26 protein-coding genes and 2 pseudogenes are annotated in these 24,237 nt (G+C 68.4%); 7 read left to right on the top strand and 21 right to left on the bottom strand.

The genetic code is table 11. From position 1 onward, the window contains the following. Positions 1–52: 52 nt before the first annotated feature. Positions 53–298 carry a hypothetical protein gene (locus OID54_RS33895; RefSeq protein ID WP_329025876.1) on the bottom strand — a complete coding sequence of 82 codons (246 nt, stop codon included), beginning with the start codon at positions 296–298 and terminating at the stop codon, positions 53–55. 363 nt (positions 299–661) lie between these two features. Between OID54_RS33895 and OID54_RS33900 the strand changes: the two genes are divergently transcribed. The 3 genes from OID54_RS33900 to OID54_RS33910 all read left to right on the top strand — a co-directional run bounded on the left by OID54_RS33900 (position 662) and on the right by OID54_RS33910 (position 2,647). Continuing rightward, positions 662–970: a DUF6343 family protein gene (locus OID54_RS33900; protein WP_329025878.1), complete on the top strand. Its 309-nt coding sequence runs from the start codon at positions 662–664 to the stop codon at positions 968–970. A gap of 351 nt (positions 971–1,321) precedes the next feature. Then, the gene (gene ligD / locus OID54_RS33905; protein WP_329025880.1) at positions 1,322–1,864 is read left to right on the top strand and encodes a non-homologous end-joining DNA ligase LigD; all 543 of its coding nucleotides are present in this window, start codon (positions 1,322–1,324) and stop codon (positions 1,862–1,864) included. Between the two features lie 369 nt (positions 1,865–2,233). Continuing rightward, positions 2,234–2,647 carry a VOC family protein gene (locus OID54_RS33910; RefSeq protein ID WP_329025881.1) on the top strand — a complete coding sequence of 138 codons (414 nt, stop codon included), beginning with the start codon at positions 2,234–2,236 and terminating at the stop codon, positions 2,645–2,647. 218 nt (positions 2,648–2,865) lie between these two features. Here the strand turns inward: OID54_RS33910 and OID54_RS33915 are convergent, their stop codons facing one another. From OID54_RS33915 to OID54_RS33985, 15 genes are all read right to left on the bottom strand, one after another. After that, positions 2,866–3,312 carry an Asp23/Gls24 family envelope stress response protein gene (locus tag OID54_RS33915; RefSeq protein ID WP_329025883.1) on the bottom strand — a complete coding sequence of 149 codons (447 nt, stop codon included), beginning with the start codon at positions 3,310–3,312 and terminating at the stop codon, positions 2,866–2,868. Between the two features lie 129 nt (positions 3,313–3,441). Continuing rightward, entirely contained in the window at positions 3,442–3,723 is a 282-nt protein-coding gene (locus OID54_RS33920) for a gas vesicle protein K (RefSeq protein ID WP_329025885.1), read from the bottom strand. Next, positions 3,720–3,947, bottom strand: coding sequence for a gas vesicle protein (locus OID54_RS33925; protein WP_329025886.1), 228 nt, complete (start codon positions 3,945–3,947; stop codon positions 3,720–3,722). The genes OID54_RS33920 and OID54_RS33925 overlap by 4 nt, the downstream gene beginning before the upstream one ends. Positions 3,948–3,952: 5 nt before the next feature. Then, the gene (locus tag OID54_RS33930; RefSeq protein ID WP_329025888.1) at positions 3,953–4,762 is read right to left on the bottom strand and encodes a GvpL/GvpF family gas vesicle protein; all 810 of its coding nucleotides are present in this window, start codon (positions 4,760–4,762) and stop codon (positions 3,953–3,955) included. Continuing rightward, positions 4,759–5,115 (bottom strand): gas vesicle protein, encoded by a 357-nt coding sequence (locus tag OID54_RS33935; RefSeq protein ID WP_329025890.1) that lies wholly within the window; start codon positions 5,113–5,115, stop codon positions 4,759–4,761. The genes OID54_RS33930 and OID54_RS33935 overlap by 4 nt, the downstream gene beginning before the upstream one ends. Continuing rightward, entirely contained in the window at positions 5,112–6,152 is a 1,041-nt protein-coding gene (locus OID54_RS33940) for an SRPBCC family protein (protein WP_329025892.1), read from the bottom strand. Before OID54_RS33940 ends, OID54_RS33935 begins: the two co-directional genes overlap by 4 nt. 6 nt (positions 6,153–6,158) lie before the next feature. After that, the gene (locus OID54_RS33945) at positions 6,159–7,061 is read right to left on the bottom strand and encodes a histone H1-like repetitive region-containing protein (RefSeq protein ID WP_329025894.1); all 903 of its coding nucleotides are present in this window, start codon (positions 7,059–7,061) and stop codon (positions 6,159–6,161) included. Further along, entirely contained in the window at positions 7,054–7,326 is a 273-nt protein-coding gene (locus OID54_RS33950; protein WP_329025896.1) for a gas vesicle protein GvpG, read from the bottom strand. Before OID54_RS33950 ends, OID54_RS33945 begins: the two co-directional genes overlap by 8 nt. Positions 7,327–7,329: 3 nt before the next feature. Beyond that, on the bottom strand, positions 7,330–8,085 hold the full coding sequence (locus tag OID54_RS33955; protein WP_329025898.1) for a GvpL/GvpF family gas vesicle protein: 756 nt from the start codon (positions 8,083–8,085) through the stop codon (positions 7,330–7,332). Continuing rightward, the gene (gene gvpJ / locus OID54_RS33960; protein WP_329027939.1) at positions 8,082–8,555 is read right to left on the bottom strand and encodes a gas vesicle protein GvpJ; all 474 of its coding nucleotides are present in this window, start codon (positions 8,553–8,555) and stop codon (positions 8,082–8,084) included. The genes OID54_RS33955 and gvpJ overlap by 4 nt, the downstream gene beginning before the upstream one ends. A 30-nt stretch (positions 8,556–8,585) precedes the next feature. Beyond that, a complete protein-coding gene (locus tag OID54_RS33965) occupies positions 8,586–8,906 on the bottom strand; it encodes a gas vesicle protein GvpO (protein WP_329025900.1) in 321 nt (106 codons plus the stop codon). Positions 8,907–9,556: 650 nt separating this feature from the next. Next, positions 9,557–9,721 carry a CsbD family protein gene (locus OID54_RS33970; RefSeq protein ID WP_329025902.1) on the bottom strand — a complete coding sequence of 55 codons (165 nt, stop codon included), beginning with the start codon at positions 9,719–9,721 and terminating at the stop codon, positions 9,557–9,559. 1,361 nt (positions 9,722–11,082) lie between these two features. Then, complete coding sequence (locus OID54_RS33975; RefSeq protein ID WP_329025903.1) at positions 11,083–12,294, bottom strand: alpha/beta hydrolase family protein; 1,212 nt, start codon at positions 12,292–12,294, stop codon at positions 11,083–11,085. 359 nt (positions 12,295–12,653) lie between these two features. Beyond that, positions 12,654–12,851, bottom strand: a complete 198-nt coding sequence (locus OID54_RS33980) for a hypothetical protein (protein WP_329025904.1) — start codon at positions 12,849–12,851, stop codon at positions 12,654–12,656. A gap of 334 nt (positions 12,852–13,185) precedes the next feature. Next, positions 13,186–15,207 (bottom strand): NACHT domain-containing protein, encoded by a 2,022-nt coding sequence (locus OID54_RS33985; protein WP_329025906.1) that lies wholly within the window; start codon positions 15,205–15,207, stop codon positions 13,186–13,188. A gap of 334 nt (positions 15,208–15,541) precedes the next feature. Here OID54_RS33985 and OID54_RS33990 point away from each other — a divergent pair. Then, positions 15,542–15,658, top strand: a pseudogene (locus OID54_RS33990) (capsule biosynthesis protein CapD); the annotation flags it as partial. 49 nt (positions 15,659–15,707) lie between these two features. Here OID54_RS33990 and OID54_RS33995 read toward each other — a convergent pair. Further along, positions 15,708–15,881, bottom strand: a complete 174-nt coding sequence (locus tag OID54_RS33995; protein WP_329025908.1) for a hypothetical protein — start codon at positions 15,879–15,881, stop codon at positions 15,708–15,710. A gap of 332 nt (positions 15,882–16,213) precedes the next feature. On the opposite strand from OID54_RS33995, the gene OID54_RS34000 reads away from it, so the two are divergent. Beyond that, positions 16,214–16,453, top strand: coding sequence for a hypothetical protein (locus OID54_RS34000; RefSeq protein WP_329025910.1), 240 nt, complete (start codon positions 16,214–16,216; stop codon positions 16,451–16,453). 34 nt (positions 16,454–16,487) lie between these two features. Here OID54_RS34000 and OID54_RS39315 read toward each other — a convergent pair. The 4 genes and pseudogenes from OID54_RS39315 to OID54_RS34020 form a co-directional block, all read right to left on the bottom strand. Beyond that, positions 16,488–17,096: pseudogene (locus tag OID54_RS39315) on the bottom strand (IS5 family transposase). A 90-nt stretch (positions 17,097–17,186) separates the two neighbouring features. Beyond that, complete coding sequence (locus OID54_RS34010) at positions 17,187–19,388, bottom strand: bifunctional serine/threonine-protein kinase/ABC transporter substrate-binding protein (RefSeq protein ID WP_329025912.1); 2,202 nt, start codon at positions 19,386–19,388, stop codon at positions 17,187–17,189. A 1-nt stretch (position 19,389) separates the two neighbouring features. Further along, positions 19,390–21,609, bottom strand: coding sequence for a bifunctional serine/threonine-protein kinase/ABC transporter substrate-binding protein (locus OID54_RS34015; RefSeq protein WP_329025914.1), 2,220 nt, complete (start codon positions 21,607–21,609; stop codon positions 19,390–19,392). Positions 21,610–21,618: 9 nt separating this feature from the next. After that, positions 21,619–22,395 carry a hypothetical protein gene (locus OID54_RS34020; RefSeq protein WP_443055817.1) on the bottom strand — a complete coding sequence of 259 codons (777 nt, stop codon included), beginning with the start codon at positions 22,393–22,395 and terminating at the stop codon, positions 21,619–21,621. A 687-nt stretch (positions 22,396–23,082) separates the two neighbouring features. Between OID54_RS34020 and OID54_RS34025 the strand changes: the two genes are divergently transcribed. After that, positions 23,083–23,646, top strand: coding sequence for a hypothetical protein (locus tag OID54_RS34025; protein WP_329025916.1), 564 nt, complete (start codon positions 23,083–23,085; stop codon positions 23,644–23,646). Between the two features lie 359 nt (positions 23,647–24,005). Further along, positions 24,006–24,236, top strand: a complete 231-nt coding sequence (locus OID54_RS34030) for a hypothetical protein (RefSeq protein WP_329025918.1) — start codon at positions 24,006–24,008, stop codon at positions 24,234–24,236. Position 24,237 lies beyond the last annotated feature (1 nt).

Genomic DNA, 24,237 nt, shown 5'->3' on the forward strand with positions numbered 1-24,237 from the left:
GGGGACCCTTCGGTGGCCCTGCCGCTCGCGCGACGGACTCGGTGGCCTCAGGTCAGCCGGTCGGTTCGTCGGGAATCGGGTGCTCGGGGTGGATCCTGCCGTTCCGAGGCCCGCTTCGGGGGCCTGTGCCGGACTCGTCGGTTTCGGGCAGTTCTTCGCTGTCTTCCGTCTCGCTGAGGGCGGGGCCCGCGAGAGGGTCCTCGTCGTGGTCACTGGTTGCCTGTTGGTCCTGCGGGTCCCGGGGCAGCGGCTCCTTCGGGTCCTGCTCCTGCCCGCCAGGCTCGTCTCGGCTGCTCACCTGCGGATCATTCCCTTCATCGATCGGTGGGTGTTTCCGGTTGGAAAGCCGGTCGGCACCCGCCCGGCGCACACGGGTGGCTCCACCCGGCGGGAGGGCTCTCGGAGACCGAATCAGCCCTCACCCCACTCTCCCTTCCGAGTCGCCGCACTGCACCTGCTGCCGCGATCGCAAGCGCCCAGATGCCCTGCTCGAAGGGACTCGGAAGCCTGGTCGGATTGCAACGGCGGGGTTCGGGTAATCGGTGGTCAATGGCGAACTCTCGCAGAAACACGGAGGATGGAAACCGTGGCAGTCCAGGCCGCGAGGGGGCAAAGGCACCTGGTTTCCGGTTCCTCTTCTCACCGACCGATAGGGGGCCACATGACCCACCGTCAGGCACCGGGTTCTCAAGGGCCTGCGGGCGATGGGGAAGAGCGTCAGGGCCGTCGGCGCAGGGCCGGCACGGAACCTACGCAGGCGCGCAGTGCCCTCGGCGTACGCTTCGCGCTCGCCACCGTCGCACTGGTCGTGTTCGCCGCGGCCACGGTGATCTTCGCCGTTCTCGCCACGACCAGCAACCCCGGTGGAGCTATGTCCTCGGGCGAGTACGGAGCGCTGGCCGCGCTGTGCGGCGTCGTCGCCGTCACCGCGGTGGTCGATCTCACCGTCCTGCGGCACCGCAGGAAATAACGCCGACGCACGACACACTGAGCGACACCACCGGCAACGGATCGACCTGAGGCTCGTTTCCGGATTGCCGAGCGGGCGGCGTTGGCTCCGGGGGCACCATGGACGTCACTCTCGTAGCTCCTTCAGTGCCCGCTGATGTAATGACGCTGTCATCTGTCTCTTGGCTGGCGGAGTGCCAGCAGCGACCGCAGTACTACCCCGGCCGCTCCGCTTGCCAGTGAGCTGGTGACGACATCGCGGATCACTATGAGCAGGATCGACGCAGTTGCCCCGGCCATCACTATGGCCACCACACGGACCATGACCTGCCCGCCCCGCAGCCCATCCGCGGTCAGGGGCAGGGTGGACCCGATGGTTCGCCAGGTCGTGCGTCCGTCCGTGCGCGTCGGTGATCAGATGCCGTCCGGCTGCCTCCCGGACCACTTCCCCGACTGGATCCACCGGGTGGAGCTGCCCAAGGAGAACGGCAGTGTCACCCATGCGATCTGCGACGACACCGCCACTCTGCTATACCTCGCCGACCAGGCGTGCATCACCCCGCACCGCTTCCTTTCCAGGTCCGACCGTCCCCACCACCCCGACCGCTTCACCACCGCGCTGAGGAAAGACGCCCGCCGGGGACGTCTCTACCTGGACATCCAGCGCAACGCCTACGCCCAGATCTCCTTCGCGCCCTACGCCGTCCGCGCCCGCCCCGGCGCTCCGGTCGCCGCCCCGGTGTCCTGGGCCGACCTCGACGCCCCGGGACTCACCGCACGCGGCCGGACCATCGCCGATATCGACCGGATCCTGCGGGAGAATCCCTGGCGGAACCCTCCACGGCCCCGCTCGCTCCGCAGGCCCCGGCGTCTCCATTCCCGCCTGGCGGGGCGATCGAGAAAGGCCCGTCCATGACGCGACGCACCACAGTACGACGGCTGATGAACGAGTACGGCCGCACCCACGCGGCCGAGTCGGGTATCCGGCAGCCGCCCTCGGACTCCCGGAAGATCCGGAAGTGCTGGCCCGCCTGGTCACCGCCGCCGAGTTGCCCGGACTGGCGGCCGCTCTGGTCCGGGTCAGCCTCTCCGAGGGAGCCGCGGAGGAGCTTCGAGGAAGCCACTGAACTCGGCTCGCGCCGGCGGCCGAGCCCGCCCGCGGTGCGTTGCGCAACCATCGGCCTCAGGGTCGGAGCCTCGCTCGCCTGATCGGCTTTCCCTTCCGGACGGCAGCCGTTCGGCGGGGTGTGTTGTCCTCCCGGGAGTGATCCGTGACCATCGGGGAATGACAGCAACCCCATGCGTCATCAGGGCCATCGTCATCGACTGCGCCGACCCCGAACGTCTGGCCTCGTTCTGGTCCCGGCTTCTCGGCAGCCCCGTCGAGGAACGGTTGGGTCCTTACATCTGGCTCGCGCACTGCGGGAGTACCCAAGTGGGATTCCAGAAGGTTGCTGAGCCGAAGAGCGCAAAGAACCGCGTCCACCTCGATCTCGCCTCGCCGGATTCAGCCGCCGAACAGAATCGGATCGAGGCGTTGGGCGGCCGTCAGCTCCATGAGTACGAGATCGGAGGATTCCTGGTCATGGCCGACTCCGAGGGGAACGAATTCTGCGTCATCCCAGACGGCTCGGTCGAACTCGACGAGCAGGGGCACGCACACTACCTCGGCGATCGCTCCGCCGGCCGGCAGGTCTGACCTCCGTGCATATGGCCCTTGTCCAGACAGAAGCATCAGGTCGGAGAACTCCCTCTCCTGCTGCTGGCGGCGGCGAGTGCCTCGCCGATGTCATGGAATCCGGTCGTGACGCGCAGCGCGCAGGCGGTGTCCCGAAACCGCCGGGTACTCGTGGCGACGACAGGGCAGACCGGCCCCGTGTGCAGGGACTCGTCGGTGTCGAGCAGCTTCCGTACTGTTCACTCCACCCGGGAGCCACTGTCGGAGGAACCGTCCTCGTCATCGTCGCTCGGAACGTGCACGTCAAAGATGTTGATATTGATCTCAACGACGTCCAGACCCGACATCGTCTCCACCGCGTCCGTTGCGTGGACTCTGATCTGATCGGCGAGTTCATGGATCGGAATGCCGTACTCCACCTCGACATCGACATCCATGGCCGTCTGCTTCTCACCCACCTCGACCTTGACGCCGCGCCCGGCCGCGGACGCCCCGGAGAGCCGTCCCGTAACGGCTCCGACCGCCTTTGTGGCTCCTCTGCCGATGGAATGCACGCCCTCCGTCTCACGGATCGCGATTCCGGCGATGGTCGCGATCACAGAGTCCGCGATAGTGGTCGTGCCGCGCGCGGAAGACCCTTCGGTCTTCCGGTCAGTGACCGTTGTCCCGCTTCCTGTATCAACCATGACTTCCTCACAGACGCTTGCTGCGACAGGGGCTGTGCGCGCCCCCGAATGGCCCCCATTCCACTGTGCGCCCACAGGGAACCATTCGCCATGGGAGTGCCCGTGCACACCGTGCGCAGGGTTCGACTCTCAGTGACGGGGGAGCAGAGAACCCAGCGGTCCGAGGTCCAGGTTGAGGTCTTCCGGGCGCACTCCGTGCTGTGCGCACAGTTCCGCCATCCGCTCGTCGAGCAGCATCAGCGTGGTGCCGATCTCCTCGACCTGCTCGTCGCTCAGGTCGCCCTGCTCTACGCGTCGGATGGCCTGCCGTTCCATCAACTGCCGCAAGAGCTCGACCACGGTGAGAACCAGGGCCACCAGGTCACGCCCCATCTGCTGGGACTGTACGTCCACCCGTGATGAACTCGTCACAGCGGCCCTCCGTCGTCCCAGGGTGCTGGAACCCGCTCGTTGACCGAGGACAACAAAGCGTGCAGCGACAGCCGTACGAGCGGCACGTCGGCGATGGCGATGACGAGGTCTCCGCTGATCACGACCCCAGTGGCCAGCACCCGGTCCAACAGGTCAACCAAGGGCACCCCGATGGGTCCACTCAATGGTTCAGGACTGTCCCATGGCACCACATCATGCGCCACTGCCGTCACACCTCACTGACGAAGGAATAGGGGACCCACGGCCCGGAGAGCTCGATCCGTGTACCGGCCCGTTCGCGCAGCGTGTCGACCAGCAGTGCGAACTCAGTCGCTTGCTCCTCGGCGACCAGGTAGGTGGCGTTGAGAACCTGCACCTGTCGATTGTCCTGGTGATCCGGGAGAGCGGAGCGAAGCCTGCGTGCCGCGGTGGCGAACATCTGCAACTCGACGTCCACGGACTCCGCGGTACGCAGAGCCTGTTCCCTCCGCCGCTCTCGGCGCTCCTGGATGCCGCGCTTCCGGTTCAGATAGGCCAGCCCCGCTCCGGGAGCGGTGGACACCCGCACTGCTTCCCTGGGCGGCTCGCTCGGTGCCGGATCCGGCTCGTCGACCACGTACACCTTCACCCCCCATTCGGAGTGATGTGCAACCCGCCGCAGCGCCGTGTGGAACCGGTCCGCTTCGCCGATCAGGGTCTGACGCACTCTGCCGTCATCGTGGTACAGAGTGGCGAGCGGGAGGGGAACGGTGGCGCCGCACGCCGCGAGTGCGGACACCACCGTGTGATGTGCCCGTGCGTACGTTGCCAACTCCTGCTGGTCGGTCAGACGTGCCTGCCATACGGCATCTGTGAAATCGTCAGCCCGTACCGATTGGACGACCGCCGACAACGCCCCGCCACGCAGTACCCGAACGGGTCCGCCACCGGGCATGCCTGGCAGATGGCCAACGCTTGCACCGCCGGAGTTGGCGTCCTGACAGACCGCGAACACATACGTGACACTGGGGCCGGAAGCTGCCGCGCCGAGGTGCGTCATGTGTTGTCTTCCTTGGTGGTCTCTCGATCCACCGAGGCATCCGAGGGAGATTCGAGTGCCTTCAGACGATTGCGCAGCTCACGGTTCTCATCCTCCAACGCATGGCGGCGCGCACCGGAGCTCAACGCCGGGTCGCTCTCCCACCAGTCGATACCGGCCTTCTTCGCGGTGTCGACGGATGCCACGAAGAGTCGCAGCCGGATAGTGAGCAGCTCGATGTCCAAGAGGTCGATCTTGATGTCTCCGGCGATGACGATTCCCTTGTCAAGGACGCGTTCGAGGATGTCGGCGAGGTTCGTGGTCTGCGGGCCGGACGTTGGCTGTCCGGCCTGCCGGAAGTCAACACTGCTCACCGCGAACCCCGCCGCCCTCGGCGGCTGCTGACCGCAGGCTCGTCATCGGGTTCATCCTCGGGTTCATCCTCTTCGTCCTCAACTTCATCTTCGTAGTCGTCCTCTTCGTCCTCTTCGTCCTCCGGCTCCTCGTCTTCGTAGTCTTCCCCTCCGTCCTCCTCGTCTTCAGACTCCTCGTCTTCGTCGCCCGGGTCCTGCTCGTCCTCGGATTCCTCTTCGGCGACAGCGTCTTCGTGGGAGACGACCACCTCGCCATCACGGATCTCTCCGCGCCAGCCCTCCGGCTCGTCCTCGGTGAGCGTGACGTAGCGCTGGAACAGCTTGAAGTCCAGCCGGATACGCCTGCCCTGGACGCGCCACAGGTTGCCCGTCTTCTCGAAGAACCCTGACGGGTAGTACTCCACGACGAGCACGATGCGCGTCAGGTTCGGGGCTAGTTCGTGGAAGCTGACAGCGCCACGCGTGGTGCCCTTGGCGCCTTCGGACGTCCAGATGATGCGGTCGTCGGGAACCTGTTCCTGCACGGTTGCCTTGAAGCTGCGTGCGGAGGGGCCGATCTTGACCTTCCAGTCGCTCAGCGTCTCTTCGCTCTTCGAGACATCCTGCACGCCCTTGGCGAAGCTGCTGAACTCGTCGTACTGGGTCCAGGCGTCGTATGCGGTGCGCAGCGGCACTCCCACGTCAAGAACCTCGACGATGTTCATGGACTTACCCCCACCGGACTTGCCCTTGCTCTTGCCACCTCCCCCGAAAGCGTTCTTCGCCTTGTCCACGACCGAGTCTTTGACGCCTTTCGCCTTCTCGGAGACGAGAGCCTTCATGGGTGACTCGCCCTGAAGTACACGTGAGCCCACCGCAGGTAGCGCCCCACCGTTCTGCGCTACTCCGCTCAATTGCTCCGTCACGTCGCTCAGTTTGTCGCCCGCCTTCTCCACGAGCTTCTGTACCTGGGCGCTGGCAAACCTCGACAGTTCGTCTCGGAGCCGCTCAGAGGCCGACTCCTCCGGAGCATCGGGCTCTTCATCCGTTCTGGCCATGACCCGCTACCTCCGGCGATCGGTGCGCTTGGAAGCTGTCCGCTTCGACGACGTGGTCTTCTTGGCGGCCGGTTTCCTGGCCGCCGACTTCTTCGCCGGCGCCGACTTCTTGGCGGTGGTCTTCTTGGCGGCCGGTTTCCTGGCCGCCGACTTCCTGGCCGGCGCGGACTTCTTCGCGGTGGCCTTCTTCGCCGGCGCGGACTTCTTGGCGGTGGTCTTCTTGGCGGCTGGTTTCCTGGCCGCGGACTTCTTCGCGGCTGGCTTCCTAGCCGAAGGTGATCTCTTAGCTGTCGACTTCTTCTCCGGCGTCGCCTTCTTGGCGGACGGCTTGGCGGGCCGCTGCTTTGCCGGTGCCGCGCGTCCACGACGGCGTCGGGGTTCAGGCTCCGGCTCCTCCTGCTCCTCGTCCTCGTCCTCGTCCCATTCTTCGTCCTGCTCTTCGTCCTGAGGCTCTTCGTCCGCCTCGTCCTCGTACTCTTCGTCCTCCTCGCCTTCGTCTTCTTCATCCTCGGGCGCGCCCTCGTCGTACTCCTCTGCGGGCTCGTCCTCGTACTCCGCGTCCCCTTCTTCGTCCTCGTCGTACTCGTCCTCGGGCTGCTCGCCCAAGCGGGCAGTCCGGTCGCTGATGGCGTCTGCCAGCGAGAGCATTCCGCGATTGGCAGCCGCGGTCACGGCCTGCCTGCCGGCATCGAGGACTTCGCCCCTCAACTGCTCCTGCAACTCGGCGAACTGAGGAACCTCGCTCAGCCTCCGCATCCCCTCAGCGGCCAGCTCGCGTGGTTCGAGCCCAAAGCGGCGGCCTGCCAGGTAGGTAGCGACGCTCAGTGCCAAACGCCCCTTCTTGGTGCGGCCCAGAACATAGCCACCCACCAACGCAGCTGCGAGCGTCACCTTGGCCTGGTCATCCATAATTGTCACCTTCTGTCAATCGACGTGGGCCGGCCTGCTCGGCGCAACCGTGGAGCCGGTCCAGCAACCTGTCCTCTTCCGCTTCGAATTCCTCCCAACTGATGCACCCGTCATCGAGTTCTCGGTTGAGTTCGCACAGTTGTGCACGGAGCACAGCGGGGTCATTCAACTCACGCTCGGCAGCGTCCTGAAACCGTTCGGCGACCCACACCACGCCCCGGACCGGTGCGAGGGGAAGAAGAAGGATCCCGGAGATCAACCCCATTCCTCAGCCCTTTCCGATCAGTGGTGCCGGCGTGTGTGCGCCGACGAAGCTGTAGCAGGGCAGTGGGCCCGCGAGCCGGACCTCAAGATGCTCCCGATGGTTCTTCGCGAAGTGCTCGACAGTCGAGCCGAACCTTTCGCTGGCGACTCGTTCGACAAGGAAGGAGACATTCAGGGCGCACCCGCTGACCTCGGGCCCCTGAACCGTCGCGCGGGCCATCGGCGCCAGGTCTCGCATCATGCGCCGACCGGCCTCAATCGCCCGGCGGGACAGCGCAGCCACCACTGCTTCTCCCAGCCGCACACTCGCGTCGTAGCCGGGGCGGCGGCGGGCTTCCTCTCGCAGGCGCCGTACTTTCGTGTCTGCGGCAACCAGAGCGCCCAACGCGTCTTGAGCCGGCAGTACCTTGACGTTCATCTCCAGATGACCCACCAACCTGTCCAAGGTGGCCAGATGGTTCATCTCCTCGGCCGCCAGCTGCTCGCGGAGGACTTCCTCATCTGGTGCGACGACACCGAACCGCATGGGCAAAACCGGGCCGACTTCCGCCAAGGCCATCAGGAGTTCCTGGTGTGCCAACAGGTCCCGACGCCGCGCCCGGAGCTGCGCCGGAGCATCGCTCACAACGGCAGCGACCTTCCCGACACTCACCGCCCGCACCGCCACCGCCGGGCCACCCACACCGGTCAGCCGCCCCGGAGGCACAGCACCGGCCCGGATGATCGCATAGACAGAAACACCGGGGGCCACCGTGATCACGCGTCCACGCGACGCCGTCGACCGGCGCTGGTGCGGGCAGGAGCACGCCGCTTCTTCGGCCGCTCCTGCTCCTCGGCTTCGTCTGCGTCGTCGTCGGCTTCATCAACGGAATCGTCGCCGCCACCCACCGCCTTGCGCACCGTGTCACCGACAGTCTCCGCGGCCCTGCGCACCTTGCGCTTCCCGATCGACTTTGCCGCGCCCCCGTGCAGCAGTTCAGGGACGGTCGTACTGCCCGAGTCGCGTTCGAGGTCCAGGCGATTGCACGCCTCAGCGAAGCGAAGGTAGGTGTCCACACTCGCCACGACGATCCGCGCGTCGATCTTGAGGATCTCGATGCCGACCAGCGAGACACGGACGAAGACATCGATCACCATCCCGCGGTCGAGGATGAGCTCCAGCACGTCATACAAGGTGCCGGCGCGTGGTGGGCAGGGAGCCACCTCGTCGGAGTACGTCGTGGTCACGATGGGTCCTTCCCGTTCGGGGAACTCGGGCTGCTACTCGTCCGCTGCGCCACGCCTGTATCGGCGGACTCGGCGGTACTCCACGAGATCGCCTCCCGGATCCAGTTGGACCTCGTAGGAGGCGAGAAGGCTCGTGGTGTCCGGGATACGGGCCAGTTCGAGGACATCCACGACAACACACCAACCGTCCTCGGAGCGCCGCACCGCGGACACGCCTTCGGTGGGGTGGTCGATCAGTCGCTCCAGGCTTTCGCAGGCAGCCCGAGCAGCATGCTCAGGACCCTTCGCCGCCGGAGCCCTTCTCCTCGCTCCCGCTGAAGGACGGCCGGTGCGCACTCCACGTTGATCCGCCATGACGACCAGTCTTGTCACTCTGGCACGAGCCGCATCTTTTGCGGGGCTGACCGTGGCCAACAGGGCTTCGTCGCTGCCACCCACGCTTGAGTCGCGGGTGGCAGCCGCCCGCTGGGGGATACGTCGCGGGGCGCGCCACGGGGCCCGTTTGTCTCGTACCGAAAGGCACCCACCTTCGCTGCGGTGATGCATTCATCCGCCCGTTACAGGCATGCACGTCCGGCTCTGCCCGCCCACGCTGCGGGAAGCGATTGACCACACGACCACCCCCGCGCATCCACTCGGGCGGATGTGCCCCTTCGGAAGGCCACAACGCAGCGGCCTCGGTGAAGCAGGAAATCCGTCCGCTGGACGGGATTCGAGGTCCTGGGCGCATCTATTTCAACGATTTACTGTGTGACTGTGGGCTATCGAAATGATTGTGCTTCAATTCGTCGTCCGCCCGCACCGGACCCAGCGCAGGGTGAGCGCTGCAGGACACAAAAACACCCGACAGGTGGATCCCACGCGGTTCCGCAGGCGAAATCCTCCACCGATCCCCAGAATCCCATGTAGACCCAGGTGGGACGACCTCTTATTGGGGCCGCCGCGAACGAAGCGCTGCGGTCCGAATTCTTCGCCATGCCAGGCTCACATCACCGACGTGGCACTCAGTTCTTTCCGTGTCGACGTGCCTCCTCGGTCAACTCCTCCGCCTTGCCCGTGATCTGCTCGCCCCGGCCCTTAGCCTGCTGGCCCTTGTCGCCAGTGACCTTTCCTACCGTCTCCTGGACTTTTCCCTTCACCTGCTTGGCCTTGCCCTTGCCGGTTGCCATGGCCTCTCTCCTTTCAGCGCAACTCAAGCCTCTCGCTCCGGCCTGAATCATGCAAACCACCACAAAAGACCAGGCGCGCTGGCGCAATGAGGACGGAATCGTGGAGGGCACGGATGGAATGAAACCAGCCGCGCTCACCGTCCAGCTCCCCTGTCCGGATCCTCATTCAGGCCGGATGAGGCCCCACCGCTTGGGAAGGAGCGGCTCCACCGTCGATCCCGCCCTGCGACCTAGCCGAGCCCAAAGCCAGGCTCGGCTATGGGGTGTAAAGAAAGCGCCCGCGAGTTGCACCGAGCATCACATTCACGGACGCCCCAACAGGCCCGTAGGCACCGAAGGCCGGAATCCGGGCATTCGCGCTCTCGCCCCGACGGCACTGCACCCGATGCTTTGGTGTCGGCTCTGATCATGACGACGGTGGCGTGGGCGAGGTAGAAGGCAGCAAAGAAGCCCGCGACGACCAAGATGATCAGAAGGGGCCCTTTCGGCCAGCCGCGGCTCGCGTCCTGGCGGGGGCCGGTACTCGAGGGGCTGAACTGCCCGTTCCACAACCGTCGCCGAGGCAGGATGACGGCGCGAGACCGGTGATCACCCATCCCGCCATCCCTCGCGACGCGTTGTGGGATGGCCGGGCGCGTGGGGCCTTCGCCGGAAACGGCACGGAGCGCTCCGAGGCACACGTCCACGGCGATGAATCCCCGCGACCCTTCGTGAACGTGCAGTGCCGGAACGCTTCCCAGACGTTCCCGACCGGCGACGACGGCGGCAAGGTGTGTACATGGAGCACGGTCGACCCGCCGGATGGGAACAGGCGGGCGCTTGTGAGGTAGCGCGGTCGCGCCGTGACGCCAAACCCTCCTGAGCGGTGAAGAGGAGATGATCGCTGACAGGTATCCCTGGCGCCGTCTAACTCGTCTGGCCGCTATCCGTCCCGGCGCCAAGCGGCGATTGCGGATCTCGAAGTTCATCGCGTTCCCGAAGGTTGGGTGTCGCGACGACCGTTGGAACTGAAGCTGGTGGGGGGTGTGTATGGACTACAGCGGGGCGGTACGCGACAAGCCGGGAGCGGTCTACCGTGCCGGTCCGGCACCTCCGTCGCTGGTGCCTGCCTCGGCGGAACTTGGTTTGCTGCTGGCCAGGTTGGTGAGGAGTTCGGGGTGTTTCCCGATGAGGAGGTGTCCGGCTCCGGCGACGACTTGTAGTTCGGTTCCGAGGGTGTCGCGGACTGCGCGGTGTACTCGTTGGAGTGGGAGGAAGATGTCGTGGGCTCCTGTGACGGCCAGCCGCGTGCACCGCTGGCCGGACGGTGGTTCGGCGAGGCCGGGTGCGCCGCTGGAGCGTGAGCGCCAAGCCCTGGTTACTTAGTTCTGGTGGAAGATGGCTTCCGGGTTCTGGGGGGTGGGTCCGTCGAGGACGGGCCGGTCCTTCGCCCGTAGATGTTTGTCGAAGAAGGCTGTCACGTAGGTGCGGACGATCTCGGTGGATCTCTTCCCGCTCGGTGCCCCTGGCAGCTTGGGCGAGCCGTCGATCTGGTCGGCCAGTGTGGGAGCGTCGGTGAAGGTCATGTGGTGGCTGCCGGTCACGGTGATCCAGCGTTTCCAGCCGTCCAGCCGGGGCCAGTTCCGGTGCCAGCTCCAGAACTGGTCTTTGGCCTGGTCTTGGTCCTCGCCGAGGAGCATGAAGGGTCGTCCACCGAGCCCGGACTCGGGTACGGGGGCGAGGAAGGCGCCGTCCAGGTTGAAGCCGGCCCGCACGCGCCGGTCGTCCACCATGGTCTGCGCGGCGCTGTTCCCACCGATGGAGAAACCGGCCATCGCGATCCGCTTCCGGTCGATCATGCCGGAGTGCTTCCAGACCGGCTGGTGCCCGGTCAGCCGGTCCAGAACGAAGGAGACATCCTTCGACCGCCCCTCGGGCACAACAGCCCACTCCTCCGCGCGCTCCGCCCCATCCATTTTGACGCATGCCACACAGGGCAGCACGCCCTTGCCCGGGAAGGCGGCGGCAACCGACTCATAGGCGTGGTCGAGCGAGGCGACGACGTATCCCCGGCTCGCCAGCTCCTCCGCGAGGGCGGTCATCGTGGCCCGGGGCAGCTCGAACCCAGGGGAGAGCACGACGAGCGGACGCTGTCCCGGTACGGGCACGGCACGGTCCCGCGCATGGGTACGCGTGGCGCTCACCCGCTCCGCGCTCCCGGCGGGCATCATCTGCCCCACCGACGACTTGGTGAGCAGCGCCTGGGACTCCTCAGGGGTGAGGTACGGCCGGGCGGTGGGCTTCCCCGTCCCCTTCCGGGCCGGGTAGTACATCGACACGAGCACCTCCCGCGCCCCGGAGGAGGGCACCCAGTGGTCGGTCCGGCTGGTGTCGGTCAGATGCAGGCTGCTGGTGCCGACGCCGTACCGGCCTTCCGGCACGGGCAGTTCGAGCCGGGGCGCGGGCTCGGGAACGGGCTGCGTGTTCGCCGGGAAGGAGGGGGTGGCGGGCGCTGCGGAGGCGGCCCCGATGAGGGGCAGCGGGAGGGTCAGTGCGAGCAGCGCGGAGACGGTACCGCGGCGGAAACTGGTCATGATCGAAAGGTAGTTGAGGTGCTCGCCGGGCTCATCGGAGCATGGGCTGACGTTCTGTACGCCTGAAGAATGGACCTGGGAGCCGAGCCGTACGCCTCCGGTCTGACCCCGCCCCGGAGCCAGAACCCCTCCCGAGCGGGCAATCTCTTCCCGAACCGCGTGAACGCGCTTGCGTTTCCTCCCCCATGCCCAGCATCGAATTCCCCCCACTCCTGGACTGTCACCTTCCCGGAGCCTCCCCGCCCCCGGACACCAACCGCCTGCACCACCCCCCGGCACACGAAGCCACAACGACCCCTGCTACCCCCATGCAGACGCCCCGGGGAGGGCGCATCTCCCCACCCTCAGCGGCTTGTTCACTACAGGACGGCGTTGAGAGTGGCGGTGATGACGGCGGCGAGGGCGAGCGTGCCGGCGAACACGGCCCCGGCGCGGGTGAGAGCGGCAGGGTAGTAAGCGCCACCGAGCCGGGCGAGCTTGCCTGCTCCCGCGGTGGTCAGAGAGGTGAATACCAGCACCAAGCCAACACCGAGCAGGACGACAGCGAAATGGTTCATGGCGAATCTCCCTCAGAGAGTGGGACGTCGGGTGTGATCCGAACGTCGCAGGTGGGACGTTCGCCGGGTCCAGCCGGACGAAGACGAACACCACCGAACACCGCGCCCTCTGGGGGACGACTACGCCCCGCCGGCCCCCCGTGACCGCTGGCTGCGCCCCACGCGCCCGCCGCACCGCCCTGCCGGCCCCGGCTCCAGACACCTCTCACCCCGCTACGCCACCCCGCCCCGCTGCGCCTGTACGTTCTGCCGGGCCTGGTGTGCCCTGGCGTCTGCTGCGCCTCGTTCGTTCTGCGGGCCGTGCCGCTGTTGTCCGTGCTGGCGGGGTGTGCGGTTAGGGCGTCTGTGGTGGGTGTGGGTGCTGGCGGAGCCAGTGTTGGAGTTCGCGGTGTCGGTATTGGTACGCCGCTCCGCTGTTTCGCATCAGGCCCGTCCTCGCTGCCCAGTCGAGGAACCCGCCGAGGCGGAACGGCAGGCGCGTGCGCGACCAGATGAGGAACACCAGATACCTGCGTGAAGCCTTGCCGACCATGAGCCCGGCTATGAGTCCGAACGTGAGCCCTGACACGATCCCGGCCCCGGCCCCGGCCGCTATGGCCCCGGTCGTGAGGCCGGTCGTGAGCCCGAAGAGGACGTCGGTTCTGATGGCGGCCCGTGTCCCGCGGCTCGTCACCGGCTCCTCCGTGACCCCGAACGTGACCCCGAACGCGATCCCGAACGCGATCCCGAACGTGATCACGGCCGTGATGCCTGCCATGAGCCCGAGGATGAGCCCGATCGTGATCGTGGTCGTGAGCCCGATCGTGATCGCGGCCACGGTTGCACGGCGCGTGCGGGTTCGAAGCGCCCGGAGCGGGTTTGTCCAACGCCGGGGCCGGCCTGCCGAGACAGTGAGCGCTGCTACCGGCAGAGTGGACAGCGCCACGACCGGCGACATCGGGAGAACATCGGCGGCGAGTGCTGCTTCGAGAACGATCAGGGAGGCCAGGGCGGTGAGGGCGGCCTCGGTCGCCTGAACACGCCGGCGCCCGGCGAGTGGCCACAGTTCGTGGAGGAGTAGATCAGTGCCCTCCGGATCTCCCGTCCCGGTGCCGGCTGTTGTGCCGGTGGGGTCGAGGTGTACCGACAGGTGGTGGAGCCAGCGGTGGACCTCCTCCGCCGTGTACCCGTCGGGGTTGGGTGCGGTACGCAGTGTGGCAGGGATGTAGCGGGCGAGGAGATGTTCGTCTATCGCGTCCGGGGTGGGGAGGGTGAGGAGTTCGGCGGGGTTGCCGTCGTGGTGGTAGACGGTCGCTACCAGTCCCAGGCGCCACGGCGTGGACAGTACCCCGGCCAGCATCCCGCCGGGTTCGGTGGCCAGGTGGTCGGTGAGGGACTGCCAGCGGGCCGTGTCCCGTGCCCGCCCGGCCAAATACCCCCGTGCGTCTGCGGCGCCGACGGGCTGGACCGCGATTCTGGCCGCATCGATCACGACCTGTGGCATCAGGGCGTCGTAGTGTGCGGTGCGGCAGGTTAGTACCAGCGCACCTGCCTCCCTGCCCTGCTGGTACGAGTTGAGCGCTTCCACCACGGCGGTGGCGCGGGGCGCTGCCGGATCGGGCAGCCCGCCGGGGCCTTGCGGGTCCATTTCGTCGAGGCCGTCCAGGACCGGCAGCACCATCCCGTGCCGCACCAGGCTCGCCGCCATGTGCCGCGGCCAGTCGTAGGCCTCCACCAGCCGCTGTTCCAGCAGTTGGGGCAAGGTCTGTTGTTCGGTGTCCCACCGCGACAGCGGTATCCGCACCGGCACGGGTTCGTCCTCGCCACGGGCCTCGATCAGACCCAGCAGGAGTTCCAGGGCGGATACGGTCTTCCCGGCCCCTCCCACACCGGTGATCACCAGCCGTAGCGGCTTCGTCGCTTGGTAGTAGGCCACGATGTCCGGCACCGCCGACCCACCCGGACCGTCCGTGAGCAGCCGCACCGCAGTCGGCGCCGCAGCGGGCCTTACCCCGCCGGGCACCAGGGTGTAGGCGAGGTTGATGCGCTCGGTGTCGTCGCCCAGCAGCTGCCGCCACACGGCGCCTTCCCCGGCCTGAACCTGACCGGCCAGCGTCCCGGCCCAGCCCCGGGCGAGCGTGGCGTCGGCGAACGCCGCGGTGTTCGCCTGGGACTGCTTCCATAAAGCGACCACCGCGACCAGCCCGGCGACCACCGCCAACGCCACCGCAAACAACCCCGCGGTGTCCGACGCCTTCAGCCCGCCATGGCTCAACTGCCGCACCACATACCCGGCACTCACCACCGCCACCACACCGCACACCACACCCACCAGCAGCCACACACGCCGCTGACGACGCCCGCCGAGTCCCGTCATCCCCCAACCCTCCACCACCCACCCACCAACCCACACCCCGCTTCCCCCAACTTGTGACCACACCGACGAACAACCACCCCGCCAAACCACTTCTACCAGGCACCGCAGGACCAGCGGGACGCCCTGCGGCTCGACCTTGGTGGGGACGATCTCCGCTGGGCACAGCGGGGGGTGGCTGCGCAACTCTCAACGAGTATCGATTGTCCATGAGTTCGGATGCCAGTAGGGGGGCTGCGCGCTTCTGAATGTCGGTGAGTTTCGATGCCACTCGGGTGAGCGGCAAGGAGACAGTGGCAGACCGTTTGGAGAGCAGACCCCGGCGCGAAGCGCCAGGGGCGGAGACGTCAACGACGAACTGCTGACGGTGCGCGACACAGTGCCGCGGGTCAGCGGCTCCCCGGCCAGACCCTTCCAACAGTGGGTCGCGGAGAACGCCGGCCTCTTCCGTTAAGACACCTGGCCCGTCGGAGCCGGCCGTCTGGTGGTTGTCGGTTGTGCGGTCAGAGTGTGGCTGCTTGTTCGGCTTGGGCCTTGGTCTGGGCGAGGCGGTAGGAGTCCGTGCCGGTCTCGAAGAGGCCGCGTCGGACGTGAGCCTGTCGATCTCTTTGCGGTGAGGAGTAGTTCAGTACATTGGCGAGCAAGTCCCTGGCCCGGGGAATGGGCACATTTTTCAAGGATTGTGACCATCCGAGATCTGGGTGGTCAAGGTGCCCTCACCTGTACAGGATCCGGTACCGCACCTCAGCCGGACGGCAGCTTGAGGAATCAGGGTTCAGCACCCAGGACAAGGCCATCCGTCGACTGACTGAGCTGTTCGACGCGCGGAAGGCTGCGTCCCGAAACCAATCGCGAGCGGACCGCATCGCGAAGTACGGGGCGATGCGTTTCGAAGACTACGCCAGCCGCTGAGTGGAAAGAGGGCCAACGCGGCCTGGCCGCATTCTCTCTACGCCACCTCGACTCGTTGCTGAAACACCATCTCCTGCCAGCGCTCGAGAGCTGACGGATGGGCACGTTCGACCACAAGGTCGTGGACGGGTTCATCCGAACGATGGAGCGCAACGGCGCCGGTTTGGCGACCCAAGCCAACGCCTTCGACAAACTCAAGGCCATCCTGCTGGACGCGCACCGCCTGGGCATTTACGACGAGAGCCCCTTGGAGGGGGTCCGCCCCCCGCAGTACGACCCACGCCGCGCGGTCATACCTTCCCCCAGCCCAACTGCGAGATATTGGTGTAGCAGGTGACGACGTGTTCACGCTGGTTGCCGACTTGATTGAATCACCGAGCGGACCAGAGGAAGATGCCCGCGATGTGGAATCCGGCCAGGTAGATGGTTGCGGTCTTCTCGTAGCGAGCGGCGATGCCTCGCCGTTGGTCAGCTGGGACGGGGATAGCCGCCCGGATACCGCGCTTGCGCAGGTGCTCACGGATCGCGCGGGTGGAGTACGCCTTGTCGGCCAGGACCATGTCCAGCCTGCTGCGGGGCCGCCCTCACCGCCGGGGAACGCGAAGGCGGCGGGGCGCGTCGCCTGCTTGTCCGGCGGTGAGATGGAAGGCCAGAGGCCGGCAGTAGGCATCGGACGCAAGATGGATCTTCGTGGTCAGCCCGCCACGAGACCGGCCGATGGCGTGGTCCGCCGGTTCGCGGGCCGGAGCCCCTTTTTTGCGGGCTCCGGCCGCGTGCTGGTGACCGCGCACGACAGTGGAGCCCACTGACACGACCCACAGGTCCTCCTCGGCGTCGGCCTGTGTAATGAGCGTAGTGAAGACCCGCTCCGAGGCACCGTCGACCGCACACATCCGCAGCCGGTTGTAGACCCCTCGCCAGTTGCCGTACTCCTCGGGAAGATGAACCCATTGCGATCCGGTCTGGAACGTCCACGCGATCGCATCGCCCGATACGGCTACTGCAGGGTGGCGGCCACAGCTCTGGACCGCGCAGGGTGTGCCAGAAGGCGTGCGTCGACACGTCTCGTCTCACACTGCTCCGTACGGACCAAGGAAGCGGGGGCGGCTGTTCTCGATCCGGTAAAGGAAGATCCCGTTCTCGTGCCGTACCGCGCGGGTCGTGGAGTGGAAGGCGAGGGTGCGCACGATGCCTCGGTGTTCGGTCCGTACGAGCCGTTGGGCGATGCCTTTGCGGGCCTCTCCCGATGCGCTGGTGCTACTGGTGGCGCGGGTGATCAGGCTGACGGCGTCGTACGCCTCGGCAGCCCAGGTGGCCGGTGGTACGCCGAAGCGCCTGCGATGGGCGGCGGTGAAGGCGCGGGCTGAGGTGAGGGCAGTGGGGTCGGCGTACGCTTCGGCGAAGACCCAGCCCTCGGCGGCTTCGCCCGCTTCGCGGAGGAAGACGGGCCCGAGAGCGGGGCCGGAGCCGACGCGGGTGCCGGTGAAAGCTTCGTCTGCCAGGGCGGTGGCCAGGAGAGCGGCCCGGGAGGCGGTACCGCCCGCGAACACCACGGCGTCCGCCCGGCCGGTCACGGCCTTTTGGGCCGCCACGGCGAAGTCCCCACCTCCCCGGGCGAGCCGCTGTTGCATGAGCGCGGTGTTGGCCGGGGAGGCATGGCGGAACGCCCGTCCGAGGTGGCCGCCGAGCCCTGAGTCGGCCGTGTCCTCGACCAGCAGGATGCGCGCGGCGGGGCGGGTGTGGGCCAGGTAGCTGATCATGCCGGCGACGAGCTCGGGGTCCAGGGGGCGGGTCACACAGTGGTGGAGGCTGGTGCCGGTCTCGACGGTGCTGGTGCCCGCTGCGACGACGACCAGGGCGAGTCGTGCTGCGTCGTACTGCGCGACCAGCTCCTCGCGCAGTTCGTGCCCGGTCGGCCCGACGACGGCGACGACGGTGGGGTCCGCCGCCAGCCGGTCGACTGCCCGGAGCGCTGTTGCCGGGTTCCCCGCGTCGTCCTCGGTGCGCAGGGCGAGCTGGAACGCCTTGTCCTCGCGGGCGTTGTGGTCGGCGACTGCGAGCTGCATGCCGCGCTGGTGGGCCAGCCCTGTGGCGCGGCCGGGTCCGCTGAGGTCGGCGTGGAGCCCGATCGTGTGGGCGGGTGTTCTCAGGGACCCGGTGGGCGGGCCGCCCGGGGTGGTGTTGTGCTCCCGCAGGGCGAGCCAGGCCGTGGTGGGGCCGCCGACCACGAGGGCCGCCCCGGCCGTCAGCAGTCCCCGGCGGGAGCGATGGGAAGGGCCGGCCGCCGGGGCGGGTGCGGCGGGCGGCGGCCCGGGGTCCGGGAGCGCGAGGGCCGCCGCCGACCGGTCGGCGATCAGCGCGGGAAGCCCGGCCGGCATCCGCCAGGGAGCCGGAGCGGTATGGGGAGACTCGCGCGGGTCCGGTGCCCCCGGTCGACCCGGGTACTCGCGTGGGTCTCCGGGCCCCTCCTCGTCGCCCGCCGTCAGCGTCTCGCGGACCTCGCTCGCGGTCGGCCGGTCGGCCGGGGCCTTGGCGAGGCAGGCGGTGATGAGGGGAACCAGACTCGGCGGGATGCCCGTCAGATCCGGCTCCTCGTGGATTGTCCGGAACAGCGCGCCCGCGCCGCCGCCACCGCCGAACGGCCCCCTCCCTGTCGCCGCGTACGCGAGGACGCAGCCGAGCGAGAACACGTCGGATGGCGGCCCGGGCGTTTTGTCCGACGCTTGTTCGGGGGCGAGGAAGCCGGGTGTCCCGATCACCGCGCCGGTGGCGGTCAGCGTGGTGGCGTTCTCGTGGCGGGCGATCCCGAAGTCGATGAGGCGGGGGCCGTCGAGGGCGAGGAGCACATTGCCGGGCTTGACGTCGCGGTGGACCAGCCCGGTGTGGTGGACCGCTACGAGGGCTTGGGCGAGTCGGCGCCCGAGCGCCCGGACGGTGGCCGTGGGCAGTGCGCCGCCGGTGCCCACCACCTCGCCGAGCGAGGGTCCGGGGACGAACTCGGTCGCCAGCCATGGCTCGCGGGCCTCGGTGTCCGTACCGAGCACCGGCACCAGCCAGGGGCCGCTCACCCGGGCTGCCGCCTCGGCCTCGCGCCGGAAGCGCGCCCGGAAGCCGGGGTCGGCGGCGTGCTCGGCCCGGATGACCTTGACGGCGGCGAGCGCCCCGCCTGCCGAGCGGGCCAGATAGACGACGCCCATGCCGCCCGCGCCGAGCCGGACGAGCGTGCGGTACGGACCTACGGTGCGTGGGTCCTCAGAGGTGAGGGGCCGCACGTCAGCCCTTCCACTCCGGGGCCGGGCCCAGGTAGCGGTAGCGGCGGTTCTCGACCCGGTACAGGTGGGCGTGCCGGCCGACGAGGCTCTGATTGTCCTCGTCGAAGGTGTAGGAACGGGAGATCCCCTCGTACCGGGTCGCGGCGACCGCGGCGGTGAGCGCGGACCGGGTGGGCGGGACGGTCTCTGCCTTCCGGGGAGGCCGGGTAGGTCGGGCGGATCCGCCGCGGCCAGACGGAGTGGCCCTCGCCCCGGTCCCGTCGGCGCCGCCGCCGACCAGGTCGGCCAGAGCGCGGGCGACGAGCCCCGCCGCGTCGTACGCCTCGGCCGACCACGCCGCCGGTTCGGCGCCGAAGCGCCCCCGGTGAGCGGCGGCGAATGTCGCCGCGGCGGGTGCCGTCGCGTGGGTGAACGGCGCGACGAACTCCCAACCTTCCGCCGCCGCGCCCGCCCGCTCCAGGAACTCCGCTCCCATGACCGTGTGCTGGGCCATGCGCGGTCCGGTGAAGGAGACGGCGGCCAGCGCGTGGGCGACCCTGGCGGCGCCGGCGGCGTCACCGGCGTAGAAGACGGCGTCGCCGCGGTGGGCGAGCAGGTCGGCGACGACCGGGCCGAAGTCGGTGGTTCCGGGGGGCACCACCCGGGGGTGGGTCGTGGCGTCGGTGAGATCGCGCGCTATCAGGTTGGCTGTGTAGCCCGCCTGATAGGCCGCCTGTCCGCCGGACCGGTTGATCAGAATGCCCAGCCGTTTCACCGCGGTGCGCGGCAGGATACGGCTGACGACGGGGACGGACAGTGCCGCGTAGGAGGAGGCAGCCTGGAAGAAGGAGCCGTTGGTCCGAGCCGGGAAGGCGATCTGGAGGGCCGAGACGGTCAGGACCGGCAGCGCGGCTTCGTCGTAGGCGGGCAAGGCGGCCTCGGCCGCCGCGTCGCCCGTGGGCCCGATGACCGCCAGGACTTCCGGGTCGCGGGTGAACTCCTCGGCGACCCGGGCGGAGCGACCGGCGCCGCCCCGGTCGTCGAGGACTTTCACGGCGAGCCGGAAGGGGTGTCCGGCACGGGAGTTGAAGCGGTCGACGGCGAGCCGGACACCGCGTTCCTGGGCCCGGCCGGCGGCGGCCCCCGGCCCGGTCAGGTCGGCGTGCACGCCGATGACCCAGCTCTTTCCGCTCTTTCCCCGAGGTGCGGCCTCCTCACGGGTGAGGCGCACGGCACCGAAGACGCCCGTGCCGAGGAGCACCGCGCCGCCGGCCGCGAACAGCAGGGTCTGTCGTCGGGTGGAGCCGGGGCGCGGCGGCCCGGGCCGCTCGTCGGTGACGGTGGCGTCGATGTCGGGCAGGGCGAGGAGAGCGATGGAGAGGTCGGCGATGAGGCGGACGACGTCCTCGGGCAGCCAGCCGGCGGCGGCCCCGGCGGGCATGTCCTGGGGTATCAGGGTGTCGAGGCCGGCGGCGGATGGACGCTCGCCGGGCTCCTTGGTAAGGCAGTGCTCCAACAGCGCGCGCAAGGATGCGTCGTCGACGCCGTCGAGGTCGGGTGCGGCGTGCACCGTACGGTAGAGGACGGCGTCGACCGCCCCACCCCCGAACGGCGTCCGGCCGGTGGCCGCGTACACCAGGAGGCAGCCGAGCGAGAAGACGTCCCCCTCCGGCCCGGCCGTGCTCCCGGACACCTGCTCGGGTGCGAGGAAGCCAGGGGTGCCGACGAGGAGACCGGTGGCGGTCAGGGCGGTGGTGTCGGCGGCGCGGGCGATCCCGAAGTCGATCAGCCGAGGGCCGTCGGCCGTCAGCAGGACATTGCCCGGCTTGACGTCGCGGTGGACGAGCCCGGCGCCGTGCACGGCGGCCAGGGCGCGAGACAGCAGCCGGCCCAGGGCCATGACGCTGCGCACGGGCAGCGGCCCCCGGCGGGCGACGACGTCGGAGAGCGTTGGCCCGGGGACGAACTCCGTGGCGATCCAGGGACGTTCGGCCTCGGTGTCGGCGTCGGTGACCGAAACGGCCCAGGGGCTGTCGACCCGGCGGGCGGCCTCGGCCTCACGGCGGAATCGGGCACGGAAGTCCTCGTCCCCGGCATGTTCGGGCAGGATCACCTTGATCGCGGCGAGCGCTCCGGCGTCGGTGCGTCCGAGGTAGACGACTCCCATGCCGCCCGCGCCGAGGCGGCCGAGGAGCCGGTGCCCGCCGATCCGGGCGGGGTCGCCGGGTCGCAGATCGTCCATCGTCCGGCCTCAGCTCTGCTTCTCGACGGCGGATTCCAGCCGGGCCAGCATGGCGGACTGCGCCTGCACGACCAGTTGGTCCACCTCCCGCTCGGTGCGGCCCTTCGCGCCCTTGCCGGTCACGGCGACGGTGAACTGCAGGGTCTGATCCTGGTGCCAGGAGTAGTGATGGGGCCCGCCCAGCTCGGAGCTCTGATACTGACCCGTCTCGCTGAAGGAGTCCTCGGAGTTCGTCTGGGTGGCCTCGCCGCCCAGGAGCGCGGCGGCGAGCAGAGGGCCGATCAGCTCACCCTCGCGCAGCTTCTGGGTGGGGCAGCGCATCGACTCCTCGATCGACTCCGCCATCTCCCAGGTCGCGTCCTCACGGGTGCGATGGACGGTGACCACGGCAGCGAGACGCAGCGGGCCCCTGCCTGCCACGGCGGGCACCTCGAACGACCGGGTGAGGGTGGCCAGGACGCTGTCCGCAGGCTTCCGCCGCTGCCAGACGCAGTCTTCGTCGAGCACGGGCCAGGTCGTCGGGTCGCTCTCGTACGGGCTCCGCTTCACCACCTCGGCCCCGAAACTGTCGGTGTCGGCCATGACACGGTCGATGAGAGAGCGCGCCGCCGCAGGGGTTCTCGGGAGCCGGGCGGTGTCGGGCCGGAAACCCTCCGTGGCGTCGGCCGACTGCCCGGCCCCGGTGCTACCGCCTGAACCCGCCCTCGCGCCTCCGTTCGCCGGAGCACTCCGCTCCTCAGCCTCTCCGGAGCCGTCCGCCGTACTGGAGCAGCCTGTCAGCACCATGGCGATCAAAGCCAAAGGCAGTATTGAACGGTTCCCCGGTAAGAGCACGTGACAGTCCACAGCGCTTCCCATTCCTCATCGACGTCACATCGATCCTAGGCTGCGGGTACCAAGGGACGGCCCCGTTCCGCGAGTTGTGACCATGACTGGGCTGATTGCGGCCGGCCTGGCGGCGGCGTTGGTGACCGGCTGTCAGAGCGCCGCCGGCGGTACCGGAGGTGGTGCGACGCCGCTGAGTCTCATCGGACTGACCAAAGCCGCCGATGGGATGTCTGACGACGGGGCGGCTGCCTGCCCGTTGCCCTATGACGTGGCCGAGGCGGCGAAGACCGCGGGCCTGAACGAGGCGGCCGGAGCCGGACCTGCACAGGACGACGGCGAACCCGTGGCCACGGCCGAGGGCGGCACACGAGTCAAGTTCGGGGAGCCGTTGGCCGAGAATCCGGGTGTCCTGGTGAGCTGCACCTGCACATCGGCAAGGACGACGTGCAGGTGCACACCGTCATCGCCCCCAAGCCTTCGGCGATCGCCCCGCTGGCAAAGGTGTTCCGGACGCTGTCGGGTCGCCACTAAGCGACGCACCTTTTCGGTCCGCATTCCCGCTGGTGTCCGGAGCGGGCAGAAGATCCGACTCAGGGAACTTGGCGCGGCGGTACTGTGTTCAGATCTTCATTCAAGGGAGTCGTCATGCGTCCGCTGTTACTCCGTCTGGCCATCGTTCTTTCCGTAGTCCCCCTTGCCGCGTGCAGCGACGGCTCGCCCGCCGGCGGTGCGGTGTCATCCGCGAGTACGCCTCCGGTCGCCAGCACACCGCGCTCTGCCAATGCCCCAACGCTTTCCGCGGATGACCAGGTCAAGCTCGTCGCGTGGTTCGAAAAGGGTCGTCACAAGCAGGGGATGGGCGTCCTCGACCGCGATCTCGGCAGATTCAAGCGCAGCGTGGCCATTGACCCCAGCACGCCTGCCGACTTCAGGAACGTCCATTCGGCCTGCAGAGACCTTGACCATGACCTCAACATCATCAAGGACTTTGAGCCCATTCCCGACCCGCCCACCCAGGCACTGTGGTCCTCGGCGCTCATGAACCTGCGACAGGGCGCGACCCAGTGCCTCACCGGTTCCACCGCCAACGATGCCGCCCAGGTCACCAAAGCCAAGACCGCCCTCGTGAAGGGTGAAACCGACTACTCGGCTGTCGTGGCCCGGCTGGGCAAAGCCCTCGGCGTCGCCCCCACCCCCACATCCAGCTGAAACCTCCTCCCTCTACGGTTCGGTGCACCCCCAGCACACCGATTCCCGCCGCTCCTGACTCAGCTTTCAAAATGAGGATGGTGGGAGGTCTAGGGAGAGGCCGGTTCCGGTGAGGAAGCCGTCGAGGGTGTCTGTGCTGCAGCAGACCGGCGGCGTCGCCATCATCGCCTACCAGATCACCCGAACCGCACTCCTGGTCACCGTCGTCCAACTCGTCGCCCGCTGATCAGCAAGGAGCAGAAGAGCCCGGTCACAGGATCTCCTCCCGCTGATCCCGGCACGGCCAATCGAGTCGGACGCAACGCCGTCAGCACCCAGCACCCACTCCCGCCTGACAGGCCAACCCGGGTGCGGGGCCTGTGACCAGCGACGACGCCCGTCTTCGCCAGGAGGCAGGCCACTTCGTGCGCTGGGCCCTGGCCCAGAAGATCGCCCGCGATCTCACCTTCCCGGCCGAGCGATGGAACGGCCCCTCCCAGCCGATGGACGACGAGGCCCGCTGGGCCACCGCCCGCCGTCCCGGCTCCGACTGGGGTGTCGCGAAGATGCCCATGTCGGTGCGAGGAGTTGGGCCGTGGTCAGAGACCTGAC

This window comes from Streptomyces sp. NBC_00690 (assembly GCF_036226685.1).
GTDB lineage: Bacteria > Actinomycetota > Actinomycetes > Streptomycetales > Streptomycetaceae > Streptomyces.